Raw genomic sequence first — 13,553 nt, forward strand, 5'->3', positions numbered from 1 at the left:
GGGGAAGCGCCTGGCCCATTAGGCAACGGCCCCCTGTATCGGCGCATCATCGGCAAGGCTGCCTTCTGCTTCGAGCAGGGCCAGCGCGCGGCCATAGTCGAGCCGTTCCAGCGCCTGGCGCACCGGATGGCCCTGGCGCGCCGGCTCGGGCAGGCCCAGCGCATCAGCATAGACGACAAAGGCAGCCCGCGCCGCCAGGCTGCGCCGCTGCACCAGATCGATCAGCCCGTCGCGCGCCTGGGCAACGGCGCCGGCATCTGCGCACGAGCCATCTGCCTCCGTGATCGACGGGACATGAGCCGGAAGCGGTGGCGCCAGGCTGCGCGCCGCCTCGATCGCCGGGGCCAGTTCGCGGGCCAGCAGGGCAATCTCGCGGTCGAGGCCAAAGGTCTGTTCGGCGGCCAGCAAGCGCTCGATGCGCGCGGCCACGGCCTGGACCTGCGGCAGTTCGAGCGAACCGGCCACGCCCTTGAGCGAATGGGCCAGGCGCCGCGCCTCGGCCAGGCGGCCTTCGTCCACCAGGCTGGTCAGCGCACCGGGCGTGGCGGCATAGATATCGCCGAAATCGCCGATCAGCTTGAGCAACAGCGTGCGCTTGCCATTAACCCGCGCCAGGGCCGCAGGAATGCCGAAGGGCGGCAGGTGATCGGGCAAGACCGCCTCGGACGCGCCGGCCGCATCGTTGGCTCCAGCATCGTTGGCGATAGGGCCGGTCCAGGCGGCATCGGCCCCCGGGCCCGCCCCTGCGCCGGCAGGCGCGGCATCGGGCTGGCGCAGCCAGCGTTCCAGTGTGCGCACCAGCAGCGCGGGATCGACCGGCTTGGCGATGTGATCGTTCATGCCGGCATCGAGGCAGCGCTGGCGTTCTTCGTCATAGGCGTGCGCGGTCATCGCGATGATCGGCAAGGCATCGGCTTTCCAGGTGCGGCGAATGCGCGCGGTGGCTTCGATGCCGTCCATCTCGGGCATCTGCACATCCATCAGCACAGCGGCATAGGCCCCGTTCTGCGCCGCCACCATGGCGCAGGCGATGCGGCCGTTTTCAGCGCAGTCCACCTCGAGCCCGGCATCGCCGAGCAGTTCCATGGCGATTTCGCGGTTGATCTCGTTGTCTTCCGCCAAAAGCACGCGCAGGCCGCGCAAGCGCTGTGGCAGGCGCGGTGCTTCGGCCACAGCGTCTGCCACTACGGCCGGCGCAGGCGTGGCAGCAAGGCCCTTGGCAGGTGCACGTTCGGCCCGTTCGGGGAACAGATCGCACAGTGTTTCGATCAGCGCGCGTGGTTGCAGCGGCTTGGTCAGAAACGCATCGACATCGGCGCGATCGACCGACCCCAGGAACTCGTCGGCGCCATAGGCCGTCACCAGCAGTGTTGCCGGCAGGCGCCCATTCGGCACGCGGGTGCGCATGGCCTTGACCGTGTCCATCCCGCTCAAGCCCGGCATCTTCCAGTCGAGCAGGACAAGATCGAACGGACGCCCGGCGGCGGCCGCTGCATCGATCGCTGCCAGGGCTTCCTCGCCCGAGGCAACGAGATCGACCGCCATGCTCCACCCGGTCAACAATTCGTGCACGATCTGGCGCGAGGCGGCATTGTCATCGGCAGCAAGCACGCGCAGGCCCGCCAGGCCCGGCGGCGGCAGCAGCCCGGCGCGCGCCAGCGTGCCGGCATCGCCCATCACCACGCGGAAGGTAAACACGCTGCCCATGCCGGGCGTGCTTTCCACCGTGATGCCGCCGCCCATCTGCTCAACAATCTGGCGCGAGATGGCCAGGCCCAGCCCGGTGCCACCAAAGCGCCGGGTCATCGAACTGTCGGCCTGGGTGAACGAGGTGAACAGCGCGTCGCGCGCTTCGGCGGTCATGCCGATGCCGGTATCGCGCACGGTGCATTCCAGGGTGACGGTGCCCTCTCCCGTCGCCACCAGATCGACGCCGACCATGACCACGCCCTTTTCGGTGAACTTGATCGCATTGCTGAGCAGGTTGAGCAAGACCTGGCCAAAGCGCAGTTCATCGCCCACCACCATCTGCGGCACGCGCGGGCCGACGGTAACGCGCAGCGCCACACCCTTGGCCTCTGCATCGAGATTGAGCATCTGGGCCTGGTGCTCCACCGTGGCGCGCACATCGAACGGCCGCGCCTCAAGCGTGAGCTTGCCTGCCTCGTTCTTGGAATAATCGAGAATGTCGTTGATCAGGCGCAGCAGCGAGGCGCCAGCATCGGCAATCCGCGCGACATAGACCTGTTGCCGGGGATTGAGCGCGGTGCGCTGCGCCAGGTGGCAAAAGCCCAGGATGGCGTTCATCGGCGTGCGGATTTCGTGGCTCATGTTGGCCAGGAACATGCTCTTGGCGCGCGTGGCATCCTCGGCCTCGCGGGTGCGTTCTTCCAGCGCCAGGTTCTTGGCGCGGATTTCCTCGCCCATGGCGGTGACACGCTGCACGGATTCGACCAGCCGGTCGCTGAGCCAGACCAGCACCGCGGTCTGGAATGCAACGATCACGGCGTGAAGCAGCACGCGGGCAATGTTGCCCTCGCCGGGAAAGACCGCATAGGGCAAGGCATAGAGCAGCACGAGGTGATGCAGCGCCGTGGCCGTGGCCGCCATCAGGATGGCGCCGCGATCGCACCAGGCAATGGTCAGCGCCAGCATGGCAAAGAAGTACATATGCATGTCCATCTGCCAGGCATGGCCCTGCATCAGGAACAGCAGCAGCGCCGGCTCTCCCACCAGCGCCACGGCGGAAAGATAGCGGGTGGAACGGGCAATGCCGTGGCGCCACCACATCAGGTGGTAGGCGAGCGCCAGAACGCCGCCGGCAACGCCCGCCCCGATCGGCGACTGGCCCGCCAGCCAGGCGACGACCGCCAGCAGCGGCACGTGCGCCCACAGCAGATAGACCAGGAAATGGCCGAAGCGGCGGCGCACGTCATCAAGTTCGGTGGCCGGTAGCGGCACGGCCGCAACCATGGGAGCGGATAACGCAGTGGGCACGAAACGCGGCGATGGGGGGATCGTCATAGGGCCGTTTCTTCCTTGGCAGCGCCGAGGCAGCCCGCCAAACGTGGCGAAGCGAATACGAACCAGGCCCCTTCTCGGCGCAGTGCGGCAGGAAAATCCACACGGGGGGACGTGGCGATAGCGATATTGGCAAAGCGGCCCGGTGCCACCAGCGCGCCTTGCGCGCCGACAACCATGGCCAAAGTCTGCATCTGTGGAGTGCCGGGCGGAGCAATGACCACCACCTGGTCACCCGGCTGGATCGGCGGGACGGAGGCCCAGGCCAAGCCAGCCACGCCGGCCAGCATCAGGGCGGCGGCGGGCCAGATGGCAGCGAGCCTGCGCGCCGGCATAGCGCCGTGGCCCGATCCGGCCGCAGCGCGATGGCATGTCGCGTTGGCAATGCTGGTACGATCATCGACCATATCCACCCTCCACGCACAGGAGGTTACGGGCGGCCAATTTCCAATTGGTAAACTTTTACGTTATCAAACTGATCGCGAAATGAAATTCGCCCACGAAGCGCAGTTCCGCGAATAATATTTGATCCAAATTGGTAGTTGTTGCCGCGCCAATAGCTGGCTCTTGCAGCAAGCCTGCCCTGCAAACTGCGGTTGTCAGCCCACTACGCGAACAGGAACGCCCTGATAGGCGAGGCCAGGACGCAGGTGTTCGTGCTTCATCACCACGCTGCCGCCCAGCACGCGGGTGCCCGAATCGATCACCGCGCCATAGAGCGGCACGGTGCCGGCATGCACGGTGGCGCCGGTGCCGATCCGCACCTTATCCACCTTGAGCACGCGATCCTCGAACGTGTGGGCCTGGAAATTGGCATGGACCGTGGCGCCGTCGCCGATCTCGATCATGTCGGGATCGACGACCTGGGCAAACAGCGGCCCGAGCACGGCGCGGCGCCCGATCTTGAGGCCCATCAGCCGCAGATAGACCAGCAGCAGGAACGTGCCTTCCAGCTGTTGCAGGATAAAATTGGCATAGCGCGCCCAGGCCACGTAAACGAAATCCCAACGGCTGCACCAGCACGACCACAGCGCGTGCTGGCCAGGCCGCACCCGGCCGATCAGGCCCCACTTGAGGACCATCACCACCAGGCACAGCGCCACCATCGTGACCAGCGTGGCACCGGGCACCACCACCCAGGTCATCAGTGCCAGGCTGGCCCCACGCGCCGCAGCCGCACCGATCGCGGCGAACCACAGGGCGCCCAGCACCAGCGGCACCACCGGCAGGAAAAAGCGCGCCAGTTCCCAGAACCAGCGGTTGGCCTGGCGGATCAGCGACGGATCGTGCGTCACGCTGCGATCGGCCTCTACCACCTGGCGGCGCGGCAGATCGAAACTGGGATGGCCAAAACGCGACTGGCCGCGCGCAATGCAGGTGGCATCGGCAACGGTGGAAATGCCGATCAGGATATCATCGGGCAGAGTCTCGCCCGCCGGAATCACCGCGTGATTGCCCAGGAAGGTATTGCGGCCAAGGCGAATCGGCGCGACCCGCACCGTGCCCTGGCGCAGTTCCGCCCCGCCGAGATAGATGCCATCGGCAAAGAAGGTTTCCGCGCCGATGCTGACCAGTTCGGGCGTCACGTCAAAGATCGTGCTGATCTCGCACTTGTCGCCCACCTTCATCCCCGCCAGGCGCAGCCAGTGCTTGTACATCAAGGTGCCCGAAAGCCACTCGCCGGCAGCGAAGACCGCACCGGCCTTGATCCACAGGCGGATATAGCCAAGGCTCCAGCGGTCGATCACGCCGGGCCGCACGCGGCCCATCGCGCGCAGCAGGACTGCCGACCAGAAAACGTTGAGCGGCACGGCAAGGACCGTGGTGGCGAGCAGCGCCGCAATCACCCGCCCATCGAGCGAGGGCGCTGCCATCCAGTGCCAGATCGCCTTGGCGCTCACTTCGCCGCCCAGGCACAAGCCCAGCAGCAGCAACTCCCCCGGCAGCGCGGCCAGCGCGGTGAACAGCCCCTGCCCGAGAAGCAGCAGCAGGCCATGGCGCCAGGGCCCGAGCCGCGTGGCGGCGCGCGTGATCACCGGAGGCGGCGGCGCCACGCCCACGCGCTGTGCCGGTACGCCGTCCCACACTTCGCCCGCCGGCACCGTGCCGCCGGCATTGAGCACGGAAAGCGCTGTCAGCACACTGCCTGCGCCCATCCGCGCCGGGCCTTCCACCCCGGCGCGCACCATCAATGCAGCGCCGGTCTCCAGGGTGATCGGCGCCACCACGATATCGCCGCGATCGAGTTCGACCAGGCCCAGGTGGGCGCCCTGCCCCAGCGCGACATCATCGCCCAGGTCGAGCAAATCCCAGCCGCCCCGGCGCAGATCGACGTTGCGGTGAATATGCACGCGCTGCCCAATCCGCGCGCCGAGCAGGCGCAGGATCGCGTTGTTGAGTTCCGTCCCGGCCAGCAGCGGCCAGGGGATCAGCCGCACCGCCTGCATCACCATCCAGTGGCGCAGGTAATAGGCGCTCCACACCGGCGCGCGCACCGGGCGATAACGGCCGATCGCCAGCCACTTGACCGCCACGGCAAAGGCCACCGACACCGGCAGATAGACCAGGAACCCGGCCAGGCCGATCAGCGGCGCCACCAGCACCAGCGTGGCCAGGCCCAGGTGCGCAAAGGCCAGCGGCGCCACGCGGAACGCGGCGAACCAGGAAGCCCAGGCCGCCACCAGCACCGTCATCGCCAGCCAGCCGCCCTGCACCAGATTCGCCAGCAGCGGGCGCGCCACGCCTTCGCGCAGCAGCGGCAGCGCCGCATCGGCAATGGTTTCGGCCGGTTCGGGCGCGCGCAGGGCCAGGGCCCGCACGGTGCGCGCATCATAGATGTCGCTGACCGTCACCCAATCGGTGCGCCAGTCTTCGCGCAGCAGAGTAACCAGCATCGCCGCGCTGAGCGAATCCCCGCCCAGCCCTTCGAAGAAATCGGCAGTGACCGAAACGCCATCGGGGCGCTTGAGCACATCGGCCATCGCGCGGGCGATCAATGCCTCCAGCTCGCCCTCGGGCAGGACCAGCGCCTCTTCCTCGCGGCCCGGCCCGCTGCGCTGGGCCGCAAGGTTCATCGGCGGCAGCGCCTTGCGGTCAAGCTTGCCCCCCACGGTGGTGGGCAGTGCCGCAATCAGGCCGATCTGGCGCGGGACCATGTAGGGCGGCAGGCTGGCGGCCAGCGCCTGGCGCAACGTATCCCCCAGGGGCGGTGCGGCGGGATCGACCGGCACGACATAGGCGACGAGTTCGGGCACGCCGCCGCGATCCTGCACCGTGGCTCCGGCCGCGCGCACGCCGGGCAGCGCGGCAAGCTGCGCCTCGATCTCGCCCAGTTCGACGCGATAGCCGCGGATCTTGACCTGGGCATCGATCCGCCCGTGATAGAACAGGTTGCCGGTCTCGTCGCGGTGCACCAGGTCGCCGGTGCGATAGAGCCGCCCGTGGCGCGGATGATCGATGAACTTCTCGGCAGTGAGATCGGGGCGATGGCGATAGCCGCGCGCCACCCCGGCGCCGCCGATGCACAACTCGCCCTGGGCACCCTCGGCCACGTCGTCCAGCGCATCGTCGAGCACATAGGCGTGCATGCCCGGCACGGGGCGGCCGATGGTGATCGGCCCACCCGGCACGATATCACCGCGCAGACAGGTGACCGCGCATTCGGTCGGGCCATAGCCGTTGACCAGCCGCCGCCCCTGCGCCCACAGCGCGGCGATATCGGCCGGCAAGGCTTCCCCACCGACATAGAGCAGCTTGAGATCGGGCAGCGCCGCCTGGGGATTGCTGCAGCCACTGCTGCGCAGCAGGGTTGGCGGCGGGCAGAACACGCTGGCGCGGTGATCGGCCAGCCAGGCGACAATGTCTGGCCCCAGCCGCGCGGCCGCATCATCCATCACCAGCAGCGTGGCGCCACTGGCCAGTGCCAGCCAGATTTCCTCGATCGAACTGTCATAGGCGACCGACGAGCCCTGGACCACGCGGTCTCCCGGCCCCAGCGCAAATTCGGCCAGATCGGACGCGACCAGATTGGCGATCTGGCGATGCTCGATCATCACCCCCTTGGGTTTGCCCGTGGTGCCCGAGGTATAGATCAGATAGGCCAGCTGCGCCGGGCCGACCTGGGGCAGAGCCGCACCGCCAGCAGGCGCTTGGGCCAGCAATTGCGCCGGATCATGCACCGCGCAGGCGCCATGGGCCAGGCCCGCCAGCCGTTCCAGGGCGGCAGGTTCGGCCAGGATCAGCGCGGGCTGCGCGTCTTCCAGGATATCGACGACACGGCCATCGGGAAACGAGGGATCGAGGCAGGTGAACGCACATCCGGCCTTGAGCACGGCCAATTGCGCCAGATAGAGCAGTGGCGACGTGCGCGGCAGCTGCAGCGCCACGACCGGTTCGCCGCCGGGCGCAGCGGCCGGCAGGCGCGCCAGGATCGCCTGGGCCAGAATGTCGCTTTGCGCGGCGAGATCGGCATAGCTGATCGCCTGGTCGATATCGCGGCCCTTGCCGGCCGGCACGAAGATGGCGCACGCCTGCGGATGCCGCGCCGCCGCAGCCGCCAGAAAACCGTGCAGCGTCATGTCGTTTTGCAGTTGGTGTCCGCCCATATCCGCCCCCTAGCGCCGATGTTGCGCCGGTCAATCGGGAACCCCGCTCAAAAACGCCGAATTCGGACAGGCCAACCGTGCGGAATCCGCGGCAGCATCCGCCCGTTCGACCCAAGGTACAATTGCCCGAACGGGGCCCCTTTGCGCATTCTCGGCCAGAACACGGAACGGGCCGCAGGGCTTCGTGGCAGGTCGCATAGCATGCCACCGTTTCACACGTCATTCGCCTTAAAGCATATGCAAGGAGAGGCCCCATGTTGCAGGAAGCCATGACCAAGTTTTCGGCCCAAAGCCCGATCAAGGCCAAGTTCGACAACTTCATCGGAGGCAAGTGGGTCGCGCCGGTTCGCGGCCAGTACTTCGACAACGTCTCGCCCGTAACCGGCAAGCCGGTGTGCCAGGTGGCGCGCGGCACAGCCGAAGATATCGAACTGGCGCTTGATGCCGCGCACAAGGCACGCGAAGCCTGGGGCCGCACCTCGCCGGCTGATCGCGCCAATATCCTGCTCAAGGTGGCGCAGCGGATGGAGGACAACCTCGACCTGCTGGCAATGGTCGAAACCATCGACAACGGCAAGCCGATCCGTGAGACGACCGCCGCCGACGTGCCGCTGGCAATCGACCACTTCCGCTATTTTGCCGCCTGCGTGCGCAGCCAGGAAGGCACCCTGGGCGAAATCGACCACGACACCGTGGCCTATCACTATCACGAACCGCTGGGCGTGGTCGGCCAGATCATTCCGTGGAACTTCCCGCTGCTGATGGCCGCGTGGAAGCTGGCCCCGGCCCTTGCCGCCGGCAACTGCGTGGTGCTCAAGCCCGCCGAGCAGACCCCGATGTCGATCCTGGTGTTTGCCGAACTGATCGCCGACATCCTGCCCGAAGGCACACTCAACATCGTCAACGGCTTTGGCATCGAAGCCGGCAAGCCGCTCGCCACCAGCAAGCGCATCGCCAAGATCGCGTTTACCGGCGAAACCTCCACCGGCCGGCTGATCATGCAGTATGCCAGCGAAAACCTGATCCCGGTGACGCTGGAACTGGGCGGCAAGAGCCCGAACATCTTCTTTGCCGACGTGATGGACGCCGACGACGACTATTTCGACAAGGTGCTCGAAGGCTTTGCCATGTTCGGCCTGAACCAGGGCGAAGTGTGCACCTGCCCGTCGCGCGCGCTGGTGCAGGAATCGATCTATGAAAAGTTCATGGAACGCGCCGTGGCCCGCGTGCAGAAGATCCGCCAGGGCAGCCCGCTCGATCCGTCCACGATGATCGGCGCGCAGGCCTCGCAAGAGCAGATGGAAAAGATCCTCTCGTACATCGACATCGGTCGGGGCGAAGGCGCCAAGGTGCTGACCGGCGGCAGCCGCGCCACGCTTTCGGGCGACCTGGCCGATGGCTATTACGTGACCCCTACCATCCTGGAAGGTCACAACAAGATGCGCGTGTTCCAGGAAGAAATCTTTGGCCCGGTGCTGGCCGTGACCACGTTCAAGGACGAAGCCGAGGCGCTGGCCATTGCCAACGACACGCAGTTCGGCCTGGGCGCGGGTGTATGGACCCGCAATGGCAACCGCGCCTATCGCTTCGGCCGCGAAATCCAGGCCGGGCGCGTGTGGACCAACTGCTATCACCTCTATCCTGCCCATGCTGCCTTCGGTGGCTACAAGCAGTCGGGCATCGGGCGCGAAACCCACAAGATGATGCTCGATCACTATCAGCAGACCAAGAACCTGCTGGTCAGCTACAGCACCAAGGCGCTCGGCTTCTTCTGAGGCGCCGCGATGAAAGGCGCCCCCGGCGGACAACAGGGGCGCATTTTCCGGGGCGGGTGCGGCAAGCGCCCGCCCCGCTTGGCTTGGAGCAGCGATGCCATGGCAGATATTCCGCCCCGCGTGACGTCAACGCCGGCAGCCGATGCATGGATTGCCCGGCTGACGGCCATGCACGGACCGCTGATGTTCCACCAGTCGGGCGGCTGCTGCGATGGATCGGTGCCGATGTGCTATCCCCGCGGCGAGTTCAAGGTGGGCGGGCAGGACGTGTTGCTGGGCCATATTGCCGGCGATGTGCCGGTGTGGATCGGCGCGGCGCAGTTCGAATATGCGCGGAACACCCAGCTTACCATCGATGTCGCGCCGGGGCGCGGCGCCGGCATGTCGTTGGAAACGCCCGAAGGTGTTCGCTTTCTCGGCCATGCGCGGCTGTTCACCGATGCCGAGGCCCTGGCCCTGGAAGAAGGCGGGCCACCGCCGCGCGGAGAATCCTGAGCAAGCCATCATATTTTTGTATCGCCGCCCTTTCCGATAGCGGCCGAACCATTGTATTGTGACCCTGCCTTGATCGCCGCCCTGCGCGCGCGAAGGCAACGATAACAAGACAATAGCGGCGATTGGAGAGGGTCTTGGATATTCGCACCTGCGAGGTTGGCGTGGCTTCATCCCATGCATCCGATCCTTTCGAGGCCTTTGCCCAGATCAGCCGAACGATCGCGCCCGAACACCTGGCGGGGGCCGTGATGTTCTGTTCCCACCGCTACGATCGGGAAATGCTGGCGCGGGCGGCGCGCGGCTGGTCGATGGAACGATTTCCGATGATCGGCTGCACCAGTTCGGGCGAGTTGACCGAGGCCGGCTATGACGAGGATTCGATCAGCCTGATCGCGTTTCCGGCCGACAGTTTCCACATGGTCAGCCACCGCTTTGACGATCTGGCGCACTTTGATGCCAGCGCTGCGCGGGCGGCAGTGCGCGACCTGGTGGCGCGCGCGGAAGTGGGCAGCGAGCGCCTCTCGATCCAGTCCTTGGGCCGCAAGGTGAACCACGCCGCGCTGTTCCTGGTCGATGGCCTGTCGCACAGCGAGGAATTGCTGGCGATGACCGTGCAGGATGCGCTGGGCGAAATTCCGCTGGTGGGGGGATCATCGGGCGATGGGCTGATGTTCAAGGAAACCGGCATCTATTCCGATGGCATGTTTCATGCAGCCGGCGCGGTGGTGGCGATCGTGTCGACCACGCGGCCGTTGCACGTGTTCCGCCGCCAGCACTACAAGCCCGGCGCGGTCAAGATGGTGGTGACCGGCGCCGATGCCGGCGCCCGCCGCGTGACCGAGATCAATGCCGAGCCGGCGGCCGAGGAATACCTGCGCCTGGCCAGCACGGTCTATGGCGGGATCGACATGCGCAAGCCCGACATGGCGCTGTTTGCCGCCTGCCCGCCGATGGTGCGCGCCGGGGGCGATTATCACGTGCGGGCGGTGCAGACCGCCCACGCTGATGGCAGCCTGACCTTTTACTGCGCGATCGACGAAGGCATCGTGCTGACCTTGGGCGAGCCGGTCGACCAGCTGGAAAGCCTGAACGCGACAATGGCGGAAATTCGCGAGGCGGTGGGCGAAATCGATCACATCATCGCGTTCGACTGCGTGCTCAACCGCATCAATGCCGAGCGGCGCCAGCTGGGCCGGCCGATTTCGGAAATCTATCGCCGCAACGGCGTGGTGGGCTTCAACACCTACGGCGAACAATTCCACGCACTGCATGTCAACCAGACGTTCAGCGGGCTGGCGATCGGGCGATGACGGATAGCGCGCCTTTTGCCACGGCTGCGCCAGAAGATGCCGCGCAGCATATCGCGCGGCTGGAAGGCGAACTGCGCAAGCTGCGCAAGATCAACGCCACGCTGATCGACCGGGTAGAGCGATCGACCGACCTGTCGCATTCGGCGTTTTCGATGTTCGAGCGGGCGATCACGCTGGAGCAACTGGTGCGCGATCGCACCCGCGCGCTGGAACAGGCCATGGGCGAGCTTGCCACGGTCAACGCCAAGCTGGCCCAGGCCCATGCCACGGCCGAAGCGGCCGAGACGCGCCTGCGCGATGCGATCGAATCGATCAACGAGGGCTTTGCCCTGTTCGATGCCGAAGATCGCCTGGTGCTGTTCAACGAGGCGTACATGGGCTTCTGGCCAGAAGTGGCCGAGCTGCTACCGGAAAATCCCACGTTCCACGAAATCATCAGTCTGCTGGCGCAGCAGCGCCGCCCGGCCGGCGCGCTGTCGGCGCCCGATCGCTGGGTGTCAGACCGGCTGGCGCGCCATGCCGTGGCATCGGGCGGCCATGTCCAGGCCCTGTCGGATGGGCGCTGGATCCAGATCAACGAGCTGCGCACGAGCGAGGGCGGCATCGTTGGCATCTATACCGACATTACCGAGGCTAAGGCCGAGGATGCCCGCGCCCGTGCCCGCGATCTGGCCGAACAGAACCTGGCGTTGCAGGCCCTGCTCGACAACCTGGTGGAAGGCGTGTGCATGTTCGATGCCGGCCGCCGCCTGACGGCGTGGAACGGCGCCCTGCAACGCCTGCTGGGCCTGGCCGGCGACGCGAGCGCGGCGATCGGCAACCACGAAGACCTGGTGCGCTTCTGCGCCCAGACCCTGGCGATGGACGGGGCCGACGCACTGGCCTGGCGCACCGAGGCCGAGGGTACGGTGCGCAACCGCTTGGCCACGGTGGGCGATCGCATCTGGGAAGTGCGCACCACCGCTACGGCGCTGGGCGGCATGGTGGTGGGCTTCCTGGATGTGACAGAGCCGACCACCGCCCGGCAGATCCTGCAGAATACCGCCGAAACGCTGGAACGCCGCGTGGCCGAGCGCACCACCGAGTTGACCGCGCTCAACCGCCGCCTGGCATCCGAAGTGGCCGAACGCCGCGCGATCGAGGCGCAGCTGCTGGAGGCCAAGACCGCAGCCGAAATGGCCAACCGGTCAAAGACCAGCTTTCTTGCCGCCGCCAGCCACGACCTGCTCCAGCCGCTCAATGCTGCGCGGCTGTTCATCGCCGCGCTTACCGAACGGCGGCTTGCCCTGCCCACCCGCGCGCTGGTCAACCAGGCCTCCACCTCGCTCAATTCGGTGGAAGACCTGCTGGAAACCCTGTTCGAAATCTCGCGCCTCGATGCCGGTGCCATCACCCCAAACCTCACCGACGTGAACCTGGCCGGCCTGCTCGGCACCTTGCAGACTGAATTTGCCCCGACCGCACACGCGGCGGGCCTGACCTTTACCGTGGAAGCCGCGCCGGTATGGGTGCGCAGCGACGCGCGCCTGCTGCGCCGCATCCTGCAGAACCTGGTGTCCAACGCTATCCGCTATACCGGCAGCGGGCACGTGCGCGTGAAGACCGACAGCCCCACCCCGGGGCAGGTGCGGATCAGCGTGGCCGATACCGGCCCGGGCATCCCCAAGGACCAGCAGGAGCGCATTTTCGAAGAGTTCCGCCGGCTCGACAACAGCCACCGTATTCCCGGCAAAGGGCTGGGCCTGGCGATCGTGCGCCGCGCCACGGCCATGCTGCAGCATCCACTGGAATTGACCTCGGACGCGGGCGCCGGCGCGTGCTTTGCCATCACCGTGCCCTTGGGCGAAAGCCAGGCCGATACTGCTCCCACCACGGCCAAGCCGGTGCGGGATCGCGCCATCCAGGGCCGACGCATTCTGGTGATCGACAACGAAACGCAGATCCAGCTGGGCATGGAAACGCTGTTGACCGGTTGGGGTTGCCAGGTCTTGGTTGCCGGCAGCGGGCCGGCAGCGATCGACCGGCTGGGCGCAGAAACGCCCGATGTGATCATCGCCGATTTTCACCTCGACCATGCCGAAACCGGCGACCAGGCCGTGCACGATGTGCGCGCCAGCCTGGGCCGCAGCGTGCCCGCGATCATCATTTCGGCCGATCGCAGCGAGGAACTGAAGGAACGCCTAGCCGGGCAGAAGCTGCCCCTGCTGGGCAAGCCGGTAAAGCCGGCGCAGTTGCGCGCGCTGTTGCAGACGATGATGCATTGAAACGGGCGGAGTTTGGCGCCCTTCGACAGGCTCAGGACAGGCCCTTCGACAAGCTCAGGGCGAACGGAGGTTTTTCATTAAAGC

At 66.8% G+C, this 13,553-nt stretch carries 7 protein-coding genes; 5 read left to right on the plus strand and 2 right to left on the minus strand.

The window, feature by feature from the left end; translation table 11 throughout:
- Positions 1–18 precede the first annotated feature (18 nt).
- Complete coding sequence (locus IP65_RS03840) at positions 19–3,024, minus strand: hybrid sensor histidine kinase/response regulator (protein ID WP_231627542.1); 3,006 nt, start codon at positions 3,022–3,024, stop codon at positions 19–21.
- A gap of 213 nt (positions 3,025–3,237) precedes the next feature.
- On the opposite strand from IP65_RS03840, the gene IP65_RS21655 reads away from it, so the two are divergent.
- Positions 3,238–3,543, plus strand: coding sequence for a hypothetical protein (locus IP65_RS21655; protein ID WP_197279204.1), 306 nt, complete (start codon positions 3,238–3,240; stop codon positions 3,541–3,543).
- Positions 3,544–3,620: 77 nt separating this feature from the next.
- Here IP65_RS21655 and IP65_RS22155 read toward each other — a convergent pair whose 3' ends face one another.
- The gene (locus tag IP65_RS22155) at positions 3,621–7,625 is read right to left on the minus strand and encodes a non-ribosomal peptide synthetase (protein ID WP_054130813.1); all 4,005 of its coding nucleotides are present in this window, start codon (positions 7,623–7,625) and stop codon (positions 3,621–3,623) included.
- A 254-nt stretch (positions 7,626–7,879) separates the two neighbouring features.
- On the opposite strand from IP65_RS22155, the gene adh reads away from it, so the two are divergent.
- The 4 genes from adh (at position 7,880) to IP65_RS03870 (ending at position 13,469) form a co-directional block, all read left to right on the plus strand.
- The gene (gene adh, locus IP65_RS03855; protein ID WP_054130814.1) at positions 7,880–9,400 is read left to right on the plus strand and encodes an aldehyde dehydrogenase; all 1,521 of its coding nucleotides are present in this window, start codon (positions 7,880–7,882) and stop codon (positions 9,398–9,400) included.
- A 99-nt stretch (positions 9,401–9,499) separates the two neighbouring features.
- Positions 9,500–9,895: a DUF779 domain-containing protein gene (locus IP65_RS03860; RefSeq protein ID WP_054130935.1), complete on the plus strand. Its 396-nt coding sequence runs from the start codon at positions 9,500–9,502 to the stop codon at positions 9,893–9,895.
- A gap of 134 nt (positions 9,896–10,029) precedes the next feature.
- Positions 10,030–11,205 carry an FIST N-terminal domain-containing protein gene (locus IP65_RS03865; protein ID WP_054130815.1) on the plus strand — a complete coding sequence of 392 codons (1,176 nt, stop codon included), beginning with the start codon at positions 10,030–10,032 and terminating at the stop codon, positions 11,203–11,205.
- A complete protein-coding gene (locus tag IP65_RS03870; protein WP_082349745.1) occupies positions 11,202–13,469 on the plus strand; it encodes a NahK/ErcS family hybrid sensor histidine kinase/response regulator in 2,268 nt (755 codons plus the stop codon). Before IP65_RS03865 ends, IP65_RS03870 begins: the two co-directional genes overlap by 4 nt.
- The last annotated feature ends 84 nt before the right edge of the window (positions 13,470–13,553 follow it).

It is taken from the genome of Novosphingobium sp. AAP1, from assembly GCF_001295765.1.
In the GTDB taxonomy this organism is placed as follows: domain Bacteria; phylum Pseudomonadota; class Alphaproteobacteria; order Sphingomonadales; family Sphingomonadaceae; genus Novosphingobium; species Novosphingobium capsulatum.

Excerpts from the sequence above, each read along its gene's own strand:
- IP65_RS03840 (WP_231627542.1), bottom strand. The coding sequence starts at position 3,024 with ATGACGATCCCCCCATCGCCGCGTTTCGTGCCCACTGCGTTATCCGCT.
- IP65_RS03870 (WP_082349745.1), top strand. The coding sequence starts at position 11,202 with ATGACGGATAGCGCGCCTTTTGCCACGGCTGCGCCAGAAGATGCCGCG.
- IP65_RS21655 (WP_197279204.1), top strand. The coding sequence starts at position 3,238 with ATGACCACCACCTGGTCACCCGGCTGGATCGGCGGGACGGAGGCCCAG.
- IP65_RS03860 (WP_054130935.1), top strand. The coding sequence starts at position 9,500 with ATGGCAGATATTCCGCCCCGCGTGACGTCAACGCCGGCAGCCGATGCA.
- IP65_RS22155 (WP_054130813.1), bottom strand. The coding sequence starts at position 7,625 with ATGGGCGGACACCAACTGCAAAACGACATGACGCTGCACGGTTTTCTG.
- adh (WP_054130814.1), top strand. The coding sequence starts at position 7,880 with ATGTTGCAGGAAGCCATGACCAAGTTTTCGGCCCAAAGCCCGATCAAG.